This is a genomic window from Enterobacter sp. EGD-HP1 (assembly GCF_000733275.2).
Taxonomy (GTDB): Bacteria; Pseudomonadota; Gammaproteobacteria; order Enterobacterales; family Enterobacteriaceae; genus Enterobacter.
Map to the genome: position 1 here is coordinate 53580 of NZ_AVOP01000009.1, position 17939 is coordinate 71518.

At 57.9% G+C, this 17939-nt stretch carries 16 protein-coding genes; 4 read left to right on the forward strand and 12 right to left on the reverse strand.

Annotated features, from left to right (window positions below):
• Positions 1-58: 58 nt before the first annotated feature.
• Positions 59-1249 carry an NO-inducible flavohemoprotein gene (hmpA, locus tag N037_RS08090; protein ID WP_032640215.1) on the forward strand — a complete coding sequence of 397 codons (1191 nt, stop codon included), beginning with the start codon at positions 59-61 and terminating at the stop codon, positions 1247-1249.
• 58 nt (positions 1250-1307) lie between these two features.
• Here hmpA and glnB read toward each other — a convergent pair whose 3' ends face one another.
• The 5 genes from glnB to purL form a co-directional block, all read right to left on the reverse strand.
• Entirely contained in the window at positions 1308-1646 is a 339-nt protein-coding gene (glnB, locus tag N037_RS08095) for a nitrogen regulatory protein P-II (RefSeq protein WP_003860685.1), read from the reverse strand.
• Positions 1647-1726: 80 nt separating this feature from the next.
• The gene (glrR, locus tag N037_RS08100) at positions 1727-3064 is read right to left on the reverse strand and encodes a two-component system response regulator GlrR (protein WP_023308835.1); all 1338 of its coding nucleotides are present in this window, start codon (positions 3062-3064) and stop codon (positions 1727-1729) included.
• Entirely contained in the window at positions 3051-3788 is a 738-nt protein-coding gene (gene qseG, locus N037_RS08105; RefSeq protein ID WP_032640216.1) for a two-component system QseEF-associated lipoprotein QseG, read from the reverse strand. Before qseG ends, glrR begins: the two co-directional genes overlap by 14 nt.
• Complete coding sequence (gene qseE / locus N037_RS08110; protein ID WP_032640218.1) at positions 3789-5216, reverse strand: two component system sensor histidine kinase QseE/GlrK; 1428 nt, start codon at positions 5214-5216, stop codon at positions 3789-3791. It abuts the gene before it with no gap.
• Positions 5217-5750: 534 nt separating this feature from the next.
• Positions 5751-9638, reverse strand: coding sequence for a phosphoribosylformylglycinamidine synthase (purL, locus tag N037_RS08115; protein WP_023333050.1), 3888 nt, complete (start codon positions 9636-9638; stop codon positions 5751-5753).
• Positions 9639-9905: 267 nt separating this feature from the next.
• Here purL and mltF point away from each other — a divergent pair, with 267 nt between their 5' ends.
• Positions 9906-11456 (forward strand): membrane-bound lytic murein transglycosylase MltF, encoded by a 1551-nt coding sequence (gene mltF, locus N037_RS08120; protein WP_023333051.1) that lies wholly within the window; start codon positions 9906-9908, stop codon positions 11454-11456.
• On the opposite strand, the gene tadA is transcribed toward mltF, so the two are convergent.
• The 4 genes from tadA to murQ are packed head-to-tail and all read right to left on the reverse strand — an operon-like array spanning position 11344 to position 14812.
• Positions 11344-11850 carry a tRNA adenosine(34) deaminase TadA gene (gene tadA / locus N037_RS23675; RefSeq protein WP_032640220.1) on the reverse strand — a complete coding sequence of 169 codons (507 nt, stop codon included), beginning with the start codon at positions 11848-11850 and terminating at the stop codon, positions 11344-11346. The genes mltF and tadA overlap by 113 nt on opposite strands.
• 56 nt (positions 11851-11906) lie before the next feature.
• On the reverse strand, positions 11907-12542 hold the full coding sequence (gene yfhb / locus N037_RS08130; protein ID WP_023333053.1) for a phosphatidylglycerophosphatase C: 636 nt from the start codon (positions 12540-12542) through the stop codon (positions 11907-11909).
• Between the two features lie 3 nt (positions 12543-12545).
• Positions 12546-13907 (reverse strand): PTS transporter subunit EIIC, encoded by a 1362-nt coding sequence (locus tag N037_RS08135; protein WP_032640223.1) that lies wholly within the window; start codon positions 13905-13907, stop codon positions 12546-12548.
• An 11-nt stretch (positions 13908-13918) separates the two neighbouring features.
• On the reverse strand, positions 13919-14812 hold the full coding sequence (gene murQ, locus N037_RS08140) for an N-acetylmuramic acid 6-phosphate etherase (protein WP_032640227.1): 894 nt from the start codon (positions 14810-14812) through the stop codon (positions 13919-13921).
• 117 nt (positions 14813-14929) lie between these two features.
• Here murQ and N037_RS08145 point away from each other — a divergent pair, with 117 nt between their 5' ends.
• On the forward strand, positions 14930-15778 hold the full coding sequence (locus N037_RS08145; protein WP_032640228.1) for a MurR/RpiR family transcriptional regulator: 849 nt from the start codon (positions 14930-14932) through the stop codon (positions 15776-15778).
• A 46-nt stretch (positions 15779-15824) separates the two neighbouring features.
• On the forward strand, positions 15825-16085 hold the full coding sequence (locus N037_RS08150) for a YfhL family 4Fe-4S dicluster ferredoxin (RefSeq protein WP_008502177.1): 261 nt from the start codon (positions 15825-15827) through the stop codon (positions 16083-16085).
• Here the strand turns inward: N037_RS08150 and acpS are convergent.
• The 3 genes from acpS to recO are packed head-to-tail and all read right to left on the reverse strand — an operon-like array spanning position 16082 to position 17934.
• Positions 16082-16462, reverse strand: coding sequence for a holo-ACP synthase (gene acpS, locus N037_RS08155; protein ID WP_023294331.1), 381 nt, complete (start codon positions 16460-16462; stop codon positions 16082-16084). The two genes, N037_RS08150 and acpS, sit on opposite strands and share 4 nt — an antisense overlap.
• Positions 16462-17193 (reverse strand): pyridoxine 5'-phosphate synthase, encoded by a 732-nt coding sequence (gene pdxJ, locus N037_RS08160; RefSeq protein ID WP_032640229.1) that lies wholly within the window; start codon positions 17191-17193, stop codon positions 16462-16464. Before pdxJ ends, acpS begins: the two co-directional genes overlap by 1 nt.
• A gap of 33 nt (positions 17194-17226) precedes the next feature.
• Complete coding sequence (gene recO, locus N037_RS08165; RefSeq protein ID WP_023333058.1) at positions 17227-17934, reverse strand: DNA repair protein RecO; 708 nt, start codon at positions 17932-17934, stop codon at positions 17227-17229.
• Positions 17935-17939 lie beyond the last annotated feature (5 nt).

The window sequence follows — 17939 nt, forward strand, 5'->3', positions numbered from 1 at the left end:
ATTTTTTATAAGATGCATTTAAAATACATCATTAAAGTCACATCAGAAGGATGCGCTCATGCTCGACGCTCAAACCATCGCTACCGTTAAAGCCACCATTCCCCTGCTGGTGCAAACCGGCCCTAAACTCACCGCCCATTTCTACGATCGCATGTTCACGCACAACCCGGAGCTCAAAGAAATTTTCAACATGAGCAACCAGCGTAACGGAGATCAGCGTGAAGCGCTGTTCAACGCCATCGCGGCCTACGCCAGCAATATTGAAAACCTGGCTGCACTGCTGCCCGCGGTGGAAAAAATCGCCCAGAAGCACACCAGCTTCCAGATCCAACCCGAGCAGTACAACATTGTGGGTGGCCACCTGCTGGCAACGCTGGACGAGATGTTCAGCCCGGGCCAGGAGGTGCTGGACGCGTGGGGTAAAGCCTACGGCGTACTGGCAAACGTGTTTATCACCCGTGAAGCCCAGATCTACAGCGAAAACGCCAGCAAGAATGGCGGCTGGGAAGGCACGCGCGCCTTCCGCATCGTTGAAAAAACCCCGCGCAGCGCGCTGATTACCAGCTTTGAATTCGAGCCAGTGGACGGACAGCCGGTTGCCGATTACCAGCCGGGCCAGTATCTGGGCGTGTGGCTGAAACCTGAAGGTTTCCCGCACCAGGAGATCCGCCAGTATTCTCTTACCCGCAAGCCAAACGGCAAAGGCTACCGCATAGCGGTGAAGCGTGAGGACGGCGGTCAGGTTTCCAACTGGCTCCACAACGAAGCCAACGTAGGCGACGTGGTCCATCTGGCCGCGCCGGCGGGCGATTTCTTCATGGCCGTAGAAGCGAATATCCCGGTTACGCTGATCTCTGCGGGCGTCGGCCAAACGCCAATGCTGGCGATGCTCGATACGCTGGCAAAAGCAAACCACGACGCGCAGGTAAACTGGTTCCACGCCGCAGAGAACGGCGACGTGCACGCCTTTGCGGATGAAGTGAAAACGCTCGGGGCGTCCCTGCCGCGCTTCACCGCGCATACCTGGTATCGCCTGCCGACGGATGCAGACCGCGCAGCAGCACGGTTTGACAGCGAAGGTCTGATGAATTTAAGCCAGATGGAAGGAGCGTTTAGCGCGCCGGACATGCAGTTCTACGTCTGTGGTCCGGTGGCGTTTATGCAGTATGCCGCGCAGCAGCTGGTGGCGCTGGGTGTGAACAAAGACAACATTCATTACGAATGTTTCGGGCCGCATAAGGTGCTGTAATGAAAAAGCCCCTCGAACGAGGGGCTTTTTTTCGCCGGATGGCGGCTGCGAAATCTAATTAAATCGCGGCGTCGTCTTCTTCGCCGGTACGGATACGAATCACGCGCGCCACGTCGAAGACGAAGATTTTACCGTCGCCGATTTTGCCCGTCTGCGCGGTGCGGATAATGGTATCCACGCACGTATCGACGATATCGTCGCTGACCACGATTTCAATTTTTACTTTCGGCAGAAAGTCGACCATGTACTCTGCGCCACGGTAAAGCTCGGTGTGGCCCTTCTGACGACCAAAACCTTTCACTTCCGTCACGGTCATCCCGGTGATGCCGACTTCCGCCAGCGCTTCACGCACATCATCCAGTTTGAAAGGTTTAATAATCGCATCAATCTTTTTCATGGTGGGTCCTTAAACTCTTGCCTGTAAGCTGCCTCGTAATCGATTGCTCACAGTATCATATTCAGGCAAATTTTGCGGTACTACTCTTTAAAATCGTTCGCTTCAAGCTCATGACGCGACAGCAGCTTGTAGAACTCGGTACGGTTGCGTCCGGCCATGCGCGCCGCGTGGGTCACATTGCCTTTGGTGATCTGCAATAGCTTGCGCAGATAGTTCAGCTCGAATTGATTCCGCGCTTCGGCAAACGTCGGCAGGGCCGTGTTTTCCCCTTCCAGCGCCTGCTCCACCAGCGCATCGCTTATAACCGGTGAAGAGGTCAGCGCCACGCACTGCTCAATCACGTTCACCAGCTGACGCACGTTACCCGGCCAGCCTGCGGCCATCAGCCGCTTCATCGCGTCGGTGGAAAACGCGCGCACGAACGGTTTGTGACGATCGGCCGCCTGGCGCAAAAGGTGGTTCGCCAGCAGCGGAATGTCTTCCGCACGTTCCGCCAGCGCCGGGATCTTCAGGTTCACCACGTTCAGACGGTAGTAGAGATCTTCGCGAAACTCGTTGCGGGCCATCACTTTTGGCAGGTCGCGGTGCGTTGCCGAAATAATACGCACGTTAATATCAATATCGCGGTTGCTGCCCAGCGGGCGGACTTTTCGCTCCTGCAGCACGCGCAGCAGTTTGACCTGTAGCGGCGCGGGCATATCGCCAATCTCGTCCAGGAACAGGGTGCCGCCTTCCGCAGCCTGGAACAGCCCTTCCCGGCTGCTCACCGCGCCGGTGAATGCGCCGCGGGCGTGACCAAACAGTTCAGATTCAAGCAGCTGTTCCGGAAGCGCACCGCAGTTAATGGCGATAAAGGCGTTTTTACTGCGCGGGCTGGCGTTATGGATCGCCTGCGCCAGGATCTCTTTCCCGGTTCCGCTCTGGCCGTTGATGAGCACGCTGACGTCGGACTGCGCCACCATCCGGGCCTGTTCAAGCAGACGCAGCATAATGGGACTGCGGGTGACGATGGACTCCCGCCACGCTTCATCCCCCGCCGGGGCGGCATGTTCCAGCGCGCTGTCGATAGCCTTATACAACGCGTCTTTGTCCACCGGCTTGGTCAGGAAGCTGAATACCCCCTGCTGGGTTGCGGCAACCGCATCCGGGATCGACCCGTGCGCCGTCAGGATAATCACGGGCATACCCGGCTGCTGCTTCTGGATCTCCGCAAACAGCTGCAGGCCATCCATTTCGTCCATCCGCAGGTCGCTTATCACCAGATCGATTTTCTCGCGGCTGAGGATCTTCAGCCCCTCCAGCCCGCTTTCAGCGGTCACGACGCTGTAGCCTTCACTCACCAGACGCATCCCCAGCAGCTTTAACAGCCCGGGATCGTCATCCACCAGTAAGAGATGGGCAGGTTTACGGCTCGTCATGCTTCACATCCTCTTGTTTCGGCGTATCGCTGTCCGGTGCCGCGGATGAACTCCCCGGCTGATATTTACGCGACGAGAGCTGTCTTTCGATATCGGTCAGGTTCTCCAGCTTCCGCGTCGTGGTATCCAGCTCGGTACGTAAATGCTGTTGCTGTTGACGCAGGGTATCAAGCTCGCTGTCGGTTGACTGTTGCAGCTTGCTGTAGCGGGAGCGCTCTTCAGACAGCTGAAGCTGTAATGTCTGCCCGTCGCGCCAGAGCTGGTATACCGGGCGTACCTGTACGGGAAGATTGACCACAAACGTGTCCAGTCGGGTCACATTGACGCGGCGTTCAACGGGGGTGATTTTCGCATCTGCGAGTAAAATCCCACGCTTGAACGCGTCCTGCCAGGTGTCGTCATCCAGCATCGCCGCCTTCGAGCGGGCGTCTACCGGCGCCAGACGCTGGGCGCAATCTATTCCACGCAGCCAGAACAGCGGGTTGCTTTCGACGTCATGCCCTGACAGGTTCCAGATGTCGTCACAGCGGGTTGAGAGAAAATCTGCCAGCTGGTTATCGGGCCATTTATCTGCTTGTTTATCGCTTATTGCACTTTGTGGTGCATGGGATACACACCCAGCCAGAAATAAACAGGGCAGGCTCAGGCGAAGCGTGTTGCTGGAAAACACCGCGCGTACGGCGCGGAGAAAGACGTGTGACATACTCACCAGACATAGATTCATTTATTGATTTTTCCGGCTCAGGGGCAGTTCAATACGAAAGCAAACATCTGAACGTTCGTCCGCGACAATGTTTAGCTCACCCTGCATGCGTCGTATGCAGTCGCGGGCGATGCTCAAGCCCAGCCCGCTTCCTTTAACCGCGCCTTTCCGCTGATGACTTCCCTGGAAAAAGGGTTCGAAGATCATGATTTTTTCGTCATCGGGGATCGGGGTACCGGTGTTTGCGACGTCAATAAACACCCGTGAACCATTCGTGTTACTTCGGATATAAATGTTACCGGATTCAGTACCATAGTGCACCGCATTGGAGTAAAGATTATCCAGAACGCTCATCAGCAGCATGGGTTCAGCCAGGCACGCAGGCGCATTTAGCTCGACGCCGGTATGCATCATTTTAGCTCTTGCTGGCAAGCTATGGGCGGAGATCACCATATCTACCAGCGGCTCAATCTCAACGTTTTCCAGTACGACCGCCCCGTCAGCCAGCTTGCGGTTGTAATCCAGCAGCTGCTCAATCAGTTTTTGCAGATTGCGGCTGCTGTTATCCAGGATCTCGACAATTTCTTTCTGTTCTGGCGTAAGGGCCCCAGCCACCTCGTCCGCCAGCAGCTCCGTACCCTCACGCATGCTGGCCAGCGGCGTTTTAAGCTCATGAGAGATATGACGCAGGAACTGATGGCGCTGGGATTCGAGCCACGCCAGACGCTCGGACAGCCAGATAATGCGCTGGCCGACGGATCGCAGCTCGCGTGGACCTTTAAAGGAGACCGTATCCCCGAGCGATTTCCCCTCCCCCAGGCGGTTGATCATACGCTGAATGCCCTTCACCGGGCCGATAATCATACGGGTAAAGAGGAGAACCAGCCCGAGGCTGACCAGGAACAACACCAGCGCCTGCCAGCCGAAGAACTGGCCGCGCTCGGCAATCTCCTGCTGGAGCTGCTGGCCGCGAGAGAAAATCACCGCGCGCGTTGACTGCACCATCTCGGTGTTGGCGCTGGCAAAAGCCTCAAGGCGCGCGGCGGCGGCGGCATCCGGGCCACTATTGTGGCACTGCAGCTGCGCAAGATCGTTCAAATCCTGACGTAACGCCTGATACAGCTTGTCATCAGGCAATACCCCCGCGTGAGCATCCAGCATTTCGCTGTAGCGTTTACGCTGGCTCTGATAAACCTTTTCCAGCGTCCGATCGTCAAGCACGCAATACTGACGATAGCTACGCTCCATCTCCAGCGCGGCGTTGGTCATCGCTTCACTTCGTCTGGCGTCGATGAGCGTCGTACGGTTGGTCAAAGCCGCCTGCGCGCTCAGCGCGTTCAGACTTTGCCACGCCTGCCAGGCAAGGATCAGCAGCGGCAGCAGGATCAGCAGGAAGGCCATCATGACGAGCTGTCGCAGGGAGCGGGGAAAAACGGGCCAGCGTTTCAACGCATTACTCTCTTAATGGGGTTTACGCAGAGCGTAACTGAGTCTGCCCTTCAGATACAACAAAGCCGGGTAAAAACCCGGCTTTGTCATGGAATGAGGCGGTGCCTAACTCGACGTTTCGCCCTGGCCTGATAAAGCATCGCTATGATCAGTAGTTGGACGGCAGGCACCTTTTTGTGCGTCATTCGAAGTTTATGTAGCGCGTCCCGAAGGGGCTGACATAAGAAGGTGAATGAGCCACTGGTTAATATTATGCAACAGCCGTGCCAGAATGCAAAACAATAAATTAACATGATGAATTAAAAAGGTTTTATATATTCAACCTATTACTTGTTGGCAGAATGATTTCCAGGCTAAGTGTCGCTATTTAACAACACCTTTAGACCACGATTTTTCTACCTATATAGATCAACACGTTAAGTGTCACCTTTTGGAGACAGCCGCGAGGCGGGATTGTCGCAATTTTGCGACACGCATAAAAAAGCCCGGTGGCGCTAACGCTTACCGGGCCTACAAGGGTTAGGGTGCTAAAACTTAACCCAGCTGCTTACGCGCGTTGCGGAAGATACGCATCCACGGGCTGTCCTCGCCCCAGTTTTCCGGGTGCCAGGAGTTGCTCACGGTACGGAACACGCGTTCCGGGTGCGGCATCATGATGGTCGCGCGACCGCTTTCACTGGTCACTGCCGTAATACCGTTGGCCGAGCCGTTCGGGTTAGCCGGATAGGTTTCTGTCACCTTGCCGAAGTTATCGACAAAGCGCAGCGCCACCAGGCCTTTGCTCTCCAGCTGAGCCAGATGCGCAGCATCACGCACTTCTACCTGACCTTCACCGTGGGAAACGGCGATTGGCATCTGTGAACCCACCATCCCCTGCAGCAGCAGGGACGGGCTTTGGGTCACTTCGACCAGACTGAAGCGCGCTTCGAAGCGGTCGGACTGGTTACGCACAAAGCGCGGCCAGGCTTCGCTGCCCGGGATCAGCTCGCGCAGATTAGACATCATCTGGCAGCCGTTACACACGCCCAGCGCCAGGGTCTGCGGACGGTGGAAGAAGGTTTCGAACTCGTCACGCACGCGGCTGTTGAACAGGATGGACTTCGCCCAGCCTTCGCCCGCGCCCAGCACGTCGCCGTAGGAGAAGCCGCCGCACGCCACCAGCGCCTGGAAATCTTCCAGACCGGTACGGCCCGCCAGCAGATCGCTCATGTGAACGTCGATAGCGTCAAAGCCCGCGCGGTGGAAGGCAGCCGCCATCTCAACGTGGGAGTTAACGCCCTGCTCGCGCAGCACCGCCACTTTCGGACGCGCGCCGGTCGCAATGTACGGCGCAGCGATGTCGTCGTTGATGTCGAAGGAGAGCTTCACGTTCAGGCCTGGATCCTGGTCATTGGCCTTCGCGTTATGCTCCTGATCGGCACATTCCGGGTTATCACGCAGGCGCTGCATCTGCCAGGTGGTTTCCGCCCACCACATGCGCAGCGTGGTGCGGCTTTCGCTGAACACGGCGTGACCGTCTGCTTCAATGACGAAGCGGTCGCCCTGAACGGCTTTACCCAGATAGTGCACGCAGTCTGCGAGACCATGCTTCGCCAGAATCGCTTCAACCGCGTCGCGATCCGCTGCACGCACCTGAATCACGGCACCCAGCTCTTCGTTAAACAGTGCAGCCAGACGGTCATCGCCAAGCGTGGCAATGTTTGCTTCCACGCCGCAGTGGCCGGTGAAGGCCATCTCTGCCAGCGTCACCAGCAGGCCGCCGTCGGAACGGTCGTGGTAGGCCAGCAGCTTACGCTGCGCAACCAGCGCCTGGATGGCATCGTAGAAACCTTTCAACTGCGCTACGTCGCGCACGTCGGCTGGCTTGTCGCCGAGCTGACGGTAAACCTGCGCCAGCGCGGTGGCACCCAGCGCGTTGTGGCCTTTACCCAGGTCAATCAGCAGCAGGGCGTTGTCTTCGGTCGCAAGCTGCGGCGTGATGGTATGACGCACGTCTTCCACGCGGGCAAACGCGGTGATCACCAGCGACAGCGGAGAGGTCATCTCGCGCTGCTCGCTGCCTTCCTGCCAGCGGGTTTTCATTGACATAGAGTCTTTACCCACCGGAATGGTCAGGCCGAGGGCAGGACAGAGCTCCTCGCCCACCGCTTTCACGGCTTCATACAGGCCAGCATCTTCGCCAGGGTGGCCGGCAGCGGCCATCCAGTTTGCGGAAAGCTTGATGCGTTTAATGTCGCCAATCTGCGTCGCGGCGATGTTGGTCAGCGCTTCACCGACCGCCAGACGGGCAGAGGCTGCGAAGTCCAGCAGCGCCACCGGGGTGCGTTCGCCGAGAGCCATCGCTTCGCCGTAGTAGCTGTCGAGGCTCGCGGTGGTCACGGCGCAGTTAGCGACAGGGATCTGCCACGGACCGACCATCTGATCGCGCGATACCATACCGGTCACGGTGCGGTCGCCGATGGTCACCAGGAAGGTTTTCTCTGCCACAGCAGGCAGGTGCAGCACGCGGTTGACCGCTTCTGCCACGGTAATGCCCTGACGATCCAGCGCTTTGCCCGCCGCTTTACGGGTCGTTACGTCGCGGGTCATCTTCGGCGTTTTACCCAGCAGCACGTCCAGCGGCAGATCGATCGGCTGGTTATCAAAGTGGGTGTCGCTTAAGGAAAGGTGCTGCTCTTCGGTCGCTTCACCGATGACGGCATACGGCGCACGCTCGCGGCGGCACAGCTCGTCAAACAGCGGCAGCTGATCCGCAGCAACCGCCAGCACGTAGCGCTCCTGGGATTCGTTACACCAGATTTCCAGCGGGCTCATGCCCGGCTCATCGCTCAGGATATCGCGCAGGTTGAAACGCCCGCCGCGGCCGCCGTCGCTCACCAGCTCCGGCATGGCGTTGGACAGGCCGCCCGCGCCCACGTCGTGAATGAAGAGGATCGGGTTAGCGTCGCCCAGCTGCCAGCAGCGGTCGATCACTTCCTGGCAGCGGCGCTCCATCTCCGGGTTGTCGCGCTGCACGGAGGCGAAGTCGAGATCTGCATCAGACTGGCCGGAGGCCATAGAAGAGGCCGCGCCGCCGCCCAGACCGATGTTCATCGCCGGGCCGCCGAGCACGATCAGCTTCGCGCCGACGACGATCTCGCCTTTCTGCACGTGATCGGCACGGATGTTGCCGATCCCGCCCGCCAGCATGATCGGTTTGTGGTAGCCGCGCAGCTCTTCGCCGTTGTGGCTGTCCACTTTCTCTTCATAGGTACGGAAGTAACCGTTCAGCGCCGGACGGCCAAACTCGTTGTTAAACGCCGCGCCGCCCAGCGGGCCTTCGGTCATGATATCCAGGGCGGTTACAATGCGCTCTGGCTTGCCGAAATCTTCTTCCCATGGCTGTTCAAAGCCCGGGATACGCAGGTTAGAGACGGAGAAACCGACCAGACCCGCTTTAGGTTTAGCGCCACGACCGGTCGCACCTTCGTCACGGATTTCACCGCCGGAGCCGGTCGCCGCACCCGGCCACGGGGAGATCGCCGTCGGGTGGTTGTGGGTTTCCACTTTCATCAGAATATGCGCGGGCTCCTGATGGAAGTCATAGCGCCCTGCTTCGCGATCGGCGAAGAAGCGGCCCACCTCGGAACCTTCCATTACCGCGGCGTTGTCTTTATAGGCAGACAGCACGTGGTCAGGGGTTTGCTCCATGGTGTTTTTGATCATTTTGAACAGCGACTTCGGCTGCTGTTCGCCGTCAATAATCCAGTCGGCGTTGAAAATCTTGTGGCGGCAGTGCTCAGAGTTAGCCTGCGCGAACATGTAGAGCTCAATGTCGTTCGGGTTACGGTTGAGCTTAACAAACGCATCCTGCAGGTAGTCGATTTCATCTTCTGCCAGCGCCAGACCGAGACGCAGGTTGGCGTCAATCAGCGCCTGACGGCCCTGCCCCAGCAGGTCTACGCTCTGTACCGGCGCAGGCTGATGGTGAGAAAAAAGCTTCTGCGCGTCATCGAGAGAGGCAAATACGCTCTCCATCATGCGATCGTGCAGTTCAGCTGCAACCGCCTGCCACTGTGCTTCGCTCAGGGTAGAGGCTTCCACGTAGTACGCCACGCCGCGTTCCAGACGGTTAATCTGGTTCAGGCCACAGTTGTGGGCGATGTCGGTGGCTTTGGAAGACCAGGGGGAGATGGTGCCCGGACGAGGCGTCGCAAGGATCAGTTTGCCGGTTGGCGTATGGCTGCTCAGGCTTGGGCCATACTTGAGCAGGCGTTCCAGCTGTACGCGCTCCTCTGCATTCAGGGGGGCATTCAGGTCAGCAAAATGGACATACTCAGCGTAAATATTGCTTACCGGAAGGTCGGCCGCCTGAAAACGTGCCAGCAGTTTAGTGATACGGAAGGCAGACAGTGCAGGCGAACCACGCAGAATTTCCATCATAAGTCTCTCGTCTTCGAAGCGCCGGGGCGCTTACAGTGTGCGCAAGGGGGGAAAACGGGCGTCATTATAGAGAATCCTGAGCGCCGACGAAACCGTTTGCGTCGAAATAAAATTGGCGAAGAGATTTAACAATAGATGTGACCTGTCTCTCTAATTGGTTGCCAAGTGGCGCAAGTTTACGCAAAATGCCGCTCATTCAATGGCAAACCTTATGATTAACATGGCTACAGCAGACTGAGGCAACCGGCGTCGCAGAGAATTAACTAATTGAAAAAATTAAAGATTAATTATCTGCTCATCGGCATTGTAACGTTGCTGCTGGCAGTGGCCCTCTGGCCTTCCATCCCCTGGTTCGGCAAAGCCGAAAACCGTATCGCCGCCATTCAGGAGCGGGGGGAATTGCGCGTCAGTACCCTCAACTCTCCGCTGATTTACAGCGACATCAACGGCAAAATCATTGGTCTGGATTATGAGCTGGCACAACAGTTCGCCGATTATCTTGGCGTGAAGCTTAAAATCACCGTCCGCCAGAATATCAACCAGCTCTTTGACGACCTCGATAACGACGATGCCGATATGCTCGCCGCCGGGCTGGTGTATAACAGCGAGCGCAGCAAGAACTACCAGCCGGGCCCGACCTACTACTCCGTTTCGCAGCAGCTGGTTTACCGCGTCGGAAGCCTGCGCCCGCGCTCGCTGGCGTCGATTAACGATCGGCAGCTGACGATTGCGCCCGGCCACGTGGTGATTGACGATCTGCGGGAGCTCAAGGAGAAGAAATATCCCGACCTGAGCTGGACGGTGGATCCGAAACTCGGCACGACCGAGCTGCTGGAGCAGGTAAAAGACCAGAAAGTGCCCTACACCATCGCCGATTCAGTCGCGATCAGCCTGTTCCAGCGGGTGCATCCTGAAATCGCCGTGGCGCTTGACGTCACCGACGAGCAGCCCGTGACCTGGTTTAGCCAGCTTGATGACGACCAGACCTTCTCTGCCGCGATGCTCGATTTCTTCAACACCATCAATGAAGACGGTACCCTGGCGCGTCTGGAGGAGAAGTACCTCGGGCACGGTGATGACTTTGACTACGTTGACACCCGCAGCTTCCTGCGCGCGGTGGACAGCGTTCTGCCGGACCTGCAGCCGTTATTCGAAAAATATGCCCAGGAGATTGACTGGAAGCTGCTGGCGGCTATTTCGTATCAGGAATCCCACTGGGATACCCAGGCCACGTCGCCCACGGGCGTACGCGGTTTGATGATGCTAACCAAAAATACCGCGCTGAGCCTGGGCGTGAATGACCGTACCGATGCCGAACAGAGCATCAGCGGCGGCGCGCGCTATCTGCAGGATATGATGGCCAAAGTACCGGAAACGGTGCCGGAAGAAGAGCGGATCTGGTTTGCGCTGGCGGCCTACAATATGGGCTACGCGCATATGCTTGATGCGCGAGCGCTGACGGCCAAAACGAAAGGTAACCCGGACAGCTGGTCAGACGTTAAGCAGCGCCTGCCGCTGCTGAGCCAGAAGCCATGGTATAACAAGCTGACATACGGCTACGCGCGCGGACATGAAGCCTACGCCTACGTGGAAAATATCCGTAAATATCAGATTAGCCTGGTCGGGTATCTGCTGGAGAAAGAGAAAGAGGCGACAGAGGCCAAACAGCTGGCTCAAAGTTACCCGGTCGTAGCGCCGGACGAGCTTAATCGTCCAATAGCTTCAATTCTGCCTTTTGCTGCTTTTTCTGCTGACGGCGCATTCGAAAGAAATCGCTTAATAGCCCCGAACACTCTGGTGCAAGCACCCCACCGATAGTCTTCACCTGGTGGTTCATCCCCGGGTGACCCAGCACGTCCATCAGCGAACCGGCCGCACCGGTTTTTTCATCCCGCGCGCCGAAGACCAGAGTCCCGATCCGGCTGTGCACCATCGCGCCGGAGCACATCACGCACGGCTCCAGCGTCACATACAGCGTGGTATCAAGCAGACGATAGTTTTGCAGCACCAGACCGCCCTGACGAAGCGCCATGATTTCGGCATGCGCAGTAGGATCGTGGCGTCCAATAGGACGGTTCCACCCTTCGCCAATCACCTGATTATTATGAACCAGCACGGCACCCACGGGCACTTCGCCCTCTTCCCAGGCGCGTTGAGCCAGCGTCAGCGCATGGCGCATCCAGTATTCGTGTGAGAATTCAGGGTTGGACAACGGTTGATACTCCAGTTAAAAGCGGGCGGCATTATACACGCCCGTTTTTGAGAAGACTATTCAAGTTGCTGAAGTTCACCTGATGGCGTGACGCGCCAGCGATGCTGGCAAAAATAGAGCAGCGGGTTGTCCTGCTTGCTGTCGCTGTAGCCGCTGTACAGGCGCAGCGGCGTCCCGATGCGTTTCTCCAGCTGAACCACTTTTTCATGCCCCAGGCAGCGCAGGGTCAGCACCCAGCCGCCGTAGCCGCGGGCAATTTGCGTGGCAATAAGATTCACGCGCGGAAGCCAGGGGGTATCAAAGTAGACCTGCTCCACCAGCGTCTGCGGTGAGCCGGTAATCAGCCAGATGTCAGCATCGTTCGCGTCGAGGTAGCCGGTCAGGCGCGCCTGCACCACCGGAAAGGCGGCGACGTGGCTGCGAAACCAGTGCGCAAAATCCTTTTCGAGCTGTTTGAGGCGCGCTTCGCTGTGCCCAAAGGTACATCCCCACAGCAGCAAACTCATCGGCCATCGCGCCGCCCGGCCTTTCACCAGCAGCGCGATACCGATAACCGGCAGGAGCGGCAGCACGAGCAGCGCATTCAAAGGCTGACGCCGCAGCAGGTAACGCATAAACGTACCAAACATATCCTGCTGATGCAGCGTTCCATCCAGGTCGAAAAAGACAACGCGACGCCCGTGATTTGCCAAACCTTACTCCTTTGGGTCGTTGAAACCTAACAGCCAGGTAAACAGGAACCCGGCGATCACCGCTACTAAATAGCCTAACAGATAGAGCATCACTTTTCCGGTCACGATGGTTAATGCCAGCGGTAAACCGGAAAGCCCAAAGGTGATAACGGTAGCGACTTTCCAGTAGCTAATGAGCGCCCCGCCCACCGCGCCGCCCAGACAGGCGGCGAGGAACGGTTTACCCAGCGGCAGCGTCACGCCGAAAATCAGCGGCTCGCCGATGCCGAGCAGCCCGACCGGGAGTGCGCCTTTAATCATTTTTTTCAGACGCGCGTTGCGGGTTTTCATCAGTACGGCAATCGCCGCGCCGACCTGCCCCACGCCCGCCATCGACAGGATAGGCAGCAGCGCGTTATAGCCGTGCGCCTGCACCAGCTCGACGTGGATCGGCACCAGCCCCTGATGCAGGCCGGTCAGCACCAGCGGCAGGAAGGTGCCAGACAGAACCGCTCCCACCAGCAGGCCGCCGCGGTCAATCGCCAGAGACGCGCCGTGAGCAATGGCGTCAGAGATCCACCCGCCTAGCGGCTGGAGGGCCACAATCGCTACGCTACCAGTAATGAGCGTAGTCAGCAGCGGGTTGAGGATCAGCTCAATCGAGCCTGGCAGAACCGCGCGTAGCCTTTTCTCGATCCAGCACATCAGGATGACCACCAGCAGCACGGCGATTACCCCACCGCGCCCGGGCTGAAGCGCCTCGCCAAACAGCGTTATCTGCGCCAGCTGCGGGCTGGACAAGATGCCCGCCATCACCCCGCCCATGGCCAGCGATCCGCCGAACACCTTCGCGGTATTCACCCCGACCAGAATGTTCATGATGGCGAAAACAGCGCTGCCGAAGATCCCCAGAATCCCCAGCAGGTTCGGATACTGCGTGGCGAAATCCCCTACAATATCCGGCCGCTTGAGGATGTTGATGATCCCGGTGATCAGGCCGGAGGCAATAAACGCCGGGATCAGGGGAATAAAGACGTTCGCCAGCTGACGCAGCGCGTCGCTCATGGGGGCCTTGTATTTGGCCTTTGCCTGCACTTTGGTGCGTTCCGCATCGTCAATCGACACGCTCGCGCTGACGCCCATCAGCGCGCGCATGGCATCAACAACCTGCGCCGCTTTTCCGGGCCCGACAATCAGCTGATGCTGCTGCCCCTGTTTAACGTAGCCGCTGACGCCGGAAAGCTGCTTCAGACGCGGTACGTCAAGCTGGTCCTCGCTATGCACCTCGACGCGCACGCGCGTCATGCAGTTTTCAAGACGCTGAATATTCTTTTCCCCACCGATCCCCTGCAGGATATCGCTGGCGAGCGCTGCTGTTTTGTCCATACACGCCTCAGTTAGTTTTCTAATGCCGCCCGTAAGAAGCCGTTATGCGCGGCGAGTTTGGCTCTCGCGGCAGCCGCATCCAGCCCGCTCAGGATCATCAGAATGGCCGGTTTAACATCGTGATCGGTTTGTTTGAGTACGGTTTCCGCCTCTTCGCGGCCTGCGCCTGTCGCCTCCATCACCATGCGGCAGGCTCTGTCCACCAGCTTGACGTTAGTGGCCTGCATATCCACCATCAGGTTCTGATACACCTTGCCAAACTTCACCATCGCGCCGGTGGAGATCATATTGAGCACCAGCTTTTGCGCGGTCCCGGATTTCAGGCGCGTGGAGCCGGTGAGCGCTTCCGGCCCAACAACCGGAGAGATGGCGATAGCCGCCACCTGCGCAATCGGCGAGCCCGGATTACAGGAGATGGCTACCGTCGTGCAGCCGGTCCGGTTGGCGTATTCCAGGCCACCAATGACGTACGGCGTGCGCCCGGATGCCGCCAGCCCGACTACCAGATCCTTCGCGGTCAGATTCAGAGCCTTCAGGTCATCCTCACCCAGCTGTTTGTTATCTTCCGCCCCTTCAACGGCTTTCAGCAGCGCGCCGGGTCCACCGGCAATTAATCCGACGACCAGGCCGTGCGGAACACCAAAGGTTGGCGGGCATTCGGAGGCGTCCAGAACCCCAAGACGCCCGCTGGTTCCCGCCCCCATGTAGATAATGCGACCTCCGCCCTTGAGGGCTTCCGCCGCCGCATCGACCGCTTTCGCCACCTCGGGTAATGTCTCTTTCACTGCCTGCGCGACCAGCGTATCCTGTTGATTAAAGCGATTAACCAGCTCCAGGGTGGAGAGCGCATCGAGATCCATGGTTTGCGGGTTACGCGTTTCAGAAACAAGTGAGCCAAGATTCATTTTTGTACCTCAAGAATTTTTAATTCATAATAAACACACTATAATGGAATATAAAATTCATTCAGGCGAGCAAAATCCGTATTTGCGCAGATAATCACATTTTCGCCAGGAGACCGTATGAACTGTTTAATTCGCATTCGCCAGCGCTACGCAGGCTTTGCCCAAAGCGACAAGAAGCTGGCGGATTTTCTGCTTTCTCAACCCGATCGCGCGCGCCATCTCAGCTCGCAGCAGCTGGCGAGTGAAGCTGGCGTGAGCCAGTCCAGCGTGGTGAAATTTGCGCAGAAGATTGGCTTTAAGGGGTTTCCCGCCCTCAAGCTGGCGATCAGCGAAGCGCTGGTGAGCAACCCCAACCCGCAGTCCATGCCGGTGCATAATCAGATCCGCGGCGATGACCCGATGCGGCTGGTCGGCGAAAAGCTGATCAAAGAGAACGTGGCGGCCATGCATGCGACGCTCGACGTGAATACGGAAGAGAAGCTGCTGGAGAGCGTGGCGATGCTGCGCTGTGCGCGGCGCATCATCCTGACCGGTATCGGCGCGTCCGGACTTGTGGCGCGTAACTTTGGCTGGAAGCTGACAAAAATTGGGCTTAACGCCATCGTCGAGCAGGATATGCACGCCCTGCTGGCGACCGTACAGGCGATGGATCCTGACGATCTGCTGCTGGCGATCTCCTACTCCGGCGAGCGTCGAGAGATCAACATGGCAACCGATGAAGCGCTGCGCGTCGGCGGTAAAATTCTGGCGATCACCGGTTTTACCCCGAATGCCCTGCAGCAGCGGGCAACGCGCTGTTTATATACCATTGCCGAGGAGCAGGCCACGCGCAGCGCGGCTATCTCGTCCACCAGCGCGCAAATGATGCTGACGGACCTGCTGTTTATGGCGCTGGTGCAGCAGGATCTGGAGCGCGCGCCCGAACGCATTCGTCACAGCGAAGAACTGGTAAAGAAACTGGTTTGACGCGTATAATGCCCGCCCAGTTTGTGTTGTTTCTGAGAATTTCCTGATGGCGCTGTTAATTACCAAAAAATGCATTAATTGCGATATGTGCGAGCCCGAATGCCCGAACCAGGCGATTTCGATGGGCGACAGCATTTATGAGATTAACAGCGACCGCTGCACGGAATGCATCGGCCACTATGAAACGCCGACCTGTCAGAAAGTGTGCCCGATCCCGAATACCATCCTGAAGGATCCGGCCCACGTCGAGAGCGAAGAGCAGCTATGGGATAAGTTTGTCCTGATGCACCACGCGGACAAGCTTTAACTTTCGATGATCACCGTCGCGCTGGCATAGTGGCGCTCATCCGCGATCGTCACGTGCATGTGGTTCACGCCCAGCTTTTCTGCCAGCTTTTGCGCCTCGCCCCATAAACGCAGGCTTGGCTTACCGAGCTCATCGTTAAACACTTCAAACTGGTTAAACGCCAGGCCGTTACGAATGCCAGTGCCGAAGGCTTTGGCCGCCGCCTCTTTTACCGCAAAGCGCTTTGCCAGAAAACGCACCGGCTGCTGATGCGCTTCCCAGATGGCCCATTCGTTATCGCTCAGCACGCGTCTTGCGAGGCGATCGCCGCTACGGGCGATCACCGCTTCAATGCGGGCTATTTCAACGATATCGGTGCCTAAGCCCAGAATGGCCATTACTGACGCGCTTCCTGCATCAGGCGTTTCATTTCTGAAACCGCCTCTTTCAGACCGCTCATCACCGCACGACCAATGATGGCGTGGCCGATGTTCAGCTCGTGCATTTCCGGCAGGGCGGCAATGGCCTTCACGTTGTGGTAGGTCAGGCCGTGACCGGCGTTCACCTTCAGTCCCAGGCTTGAGGCATACGTGGCCGCTTTGGCGATACGCTCCAGCTCTTTGGCCTGTTCGGCATCATTTTTGGCATCGGCATAGCAGCCGGTGTGGATTTCGATATACGGTGCGCCCACGTCCGCCGCCGCTTTAATCTGTGCGAAATCGGCGTCGATAAACAGAGAAACCAGGATACCGGCATCCGCCAGTCGTTTGCAGGTATCGCGCATTTTGTCGAGCTGCCCGGCCACGTCCAGACCGCCTTCGGTCGTCACTTCCTGACGTTTTTCCGGCACCAGGCAGCAGAAATGCGGTTGGGTCTCGCAGGCAATAGCCAGCATCTCTTCGGTGACCGCCATCTCCAGATTCATACGCGTGTCCAGCGTCTGACGCAGAATGCGCACGTCGCGGTCGGTAATGTGGCGACGGTCTTCACGCAGGTGAACGGTAATGCCGTCAGCGCCAGCCTGTTCAGCGATAAACGCCGCCTGAACCGGATCGGGATACGCCGTGCCGCGCGCATTACGCAGCGTGGCGATGTGGTCGATGTTGACGCCTAACAGTAATTCAGCCATGACAATCCTCGGTTTTCTTTTCGATTCTGTGGTCTAACGTTTCGGCACAAACTGCCTGAATAATTCGCGGCTCTTTAAGGGCTTGCCGCCAAGATACGGCTTGAGGGCAATCCGGGTAAAGCGTTTTGCTGCGCGCAGGGTATCCTGATCGGGAAACTCTCGCTCATACAGCGCCCGGAGCTGGCGACCGGTAAAGGTGCTGTTGTCTATCACAATACTGGCAATGAAGCCTTTTTCTTCACGGTAGCGGTAAGTCATGGTGTCTTCTACCTCGTCTCCGCTGCCCGCACAGTGCAGAAAATCTACGCCGTACCCGAGGTGGCCCAGCAGCGCCAGTTCGAAACGACGCAGCGCAGGTTCGGGCGTGCCGGTTGCGCCAGCGAGTGCCTGGATACAGTGCAGATAATCGAAGAAAAGTTCCGAGAAGCGAGTCTCATGTTCAAGGACGCGGGAGATGAGCTCGTTGACATACAGACCGCTGTAGAGCGTGATGCCAGAAAGGGGAAGCGCCAGGGAGACGGCTTCGGCGCTGCGCAGGGTTTTGACTTCCCCTCGCCCGCCAAAGCGAACCAGCAACGGCGTAAAAGGCTGTAAGGCACCTTTCAGATTAGAACGTTTGGAACGTGCGCCTTTCGCAACAAGGCGCACGCGGCCCGACTCTTCCGTGAAGACGTCCAGCATGAGGCTGGTTTCGCTCCAGGGACGACTGTGCAGGACAAAGGCACGCTGCCATCCATCCATATGCG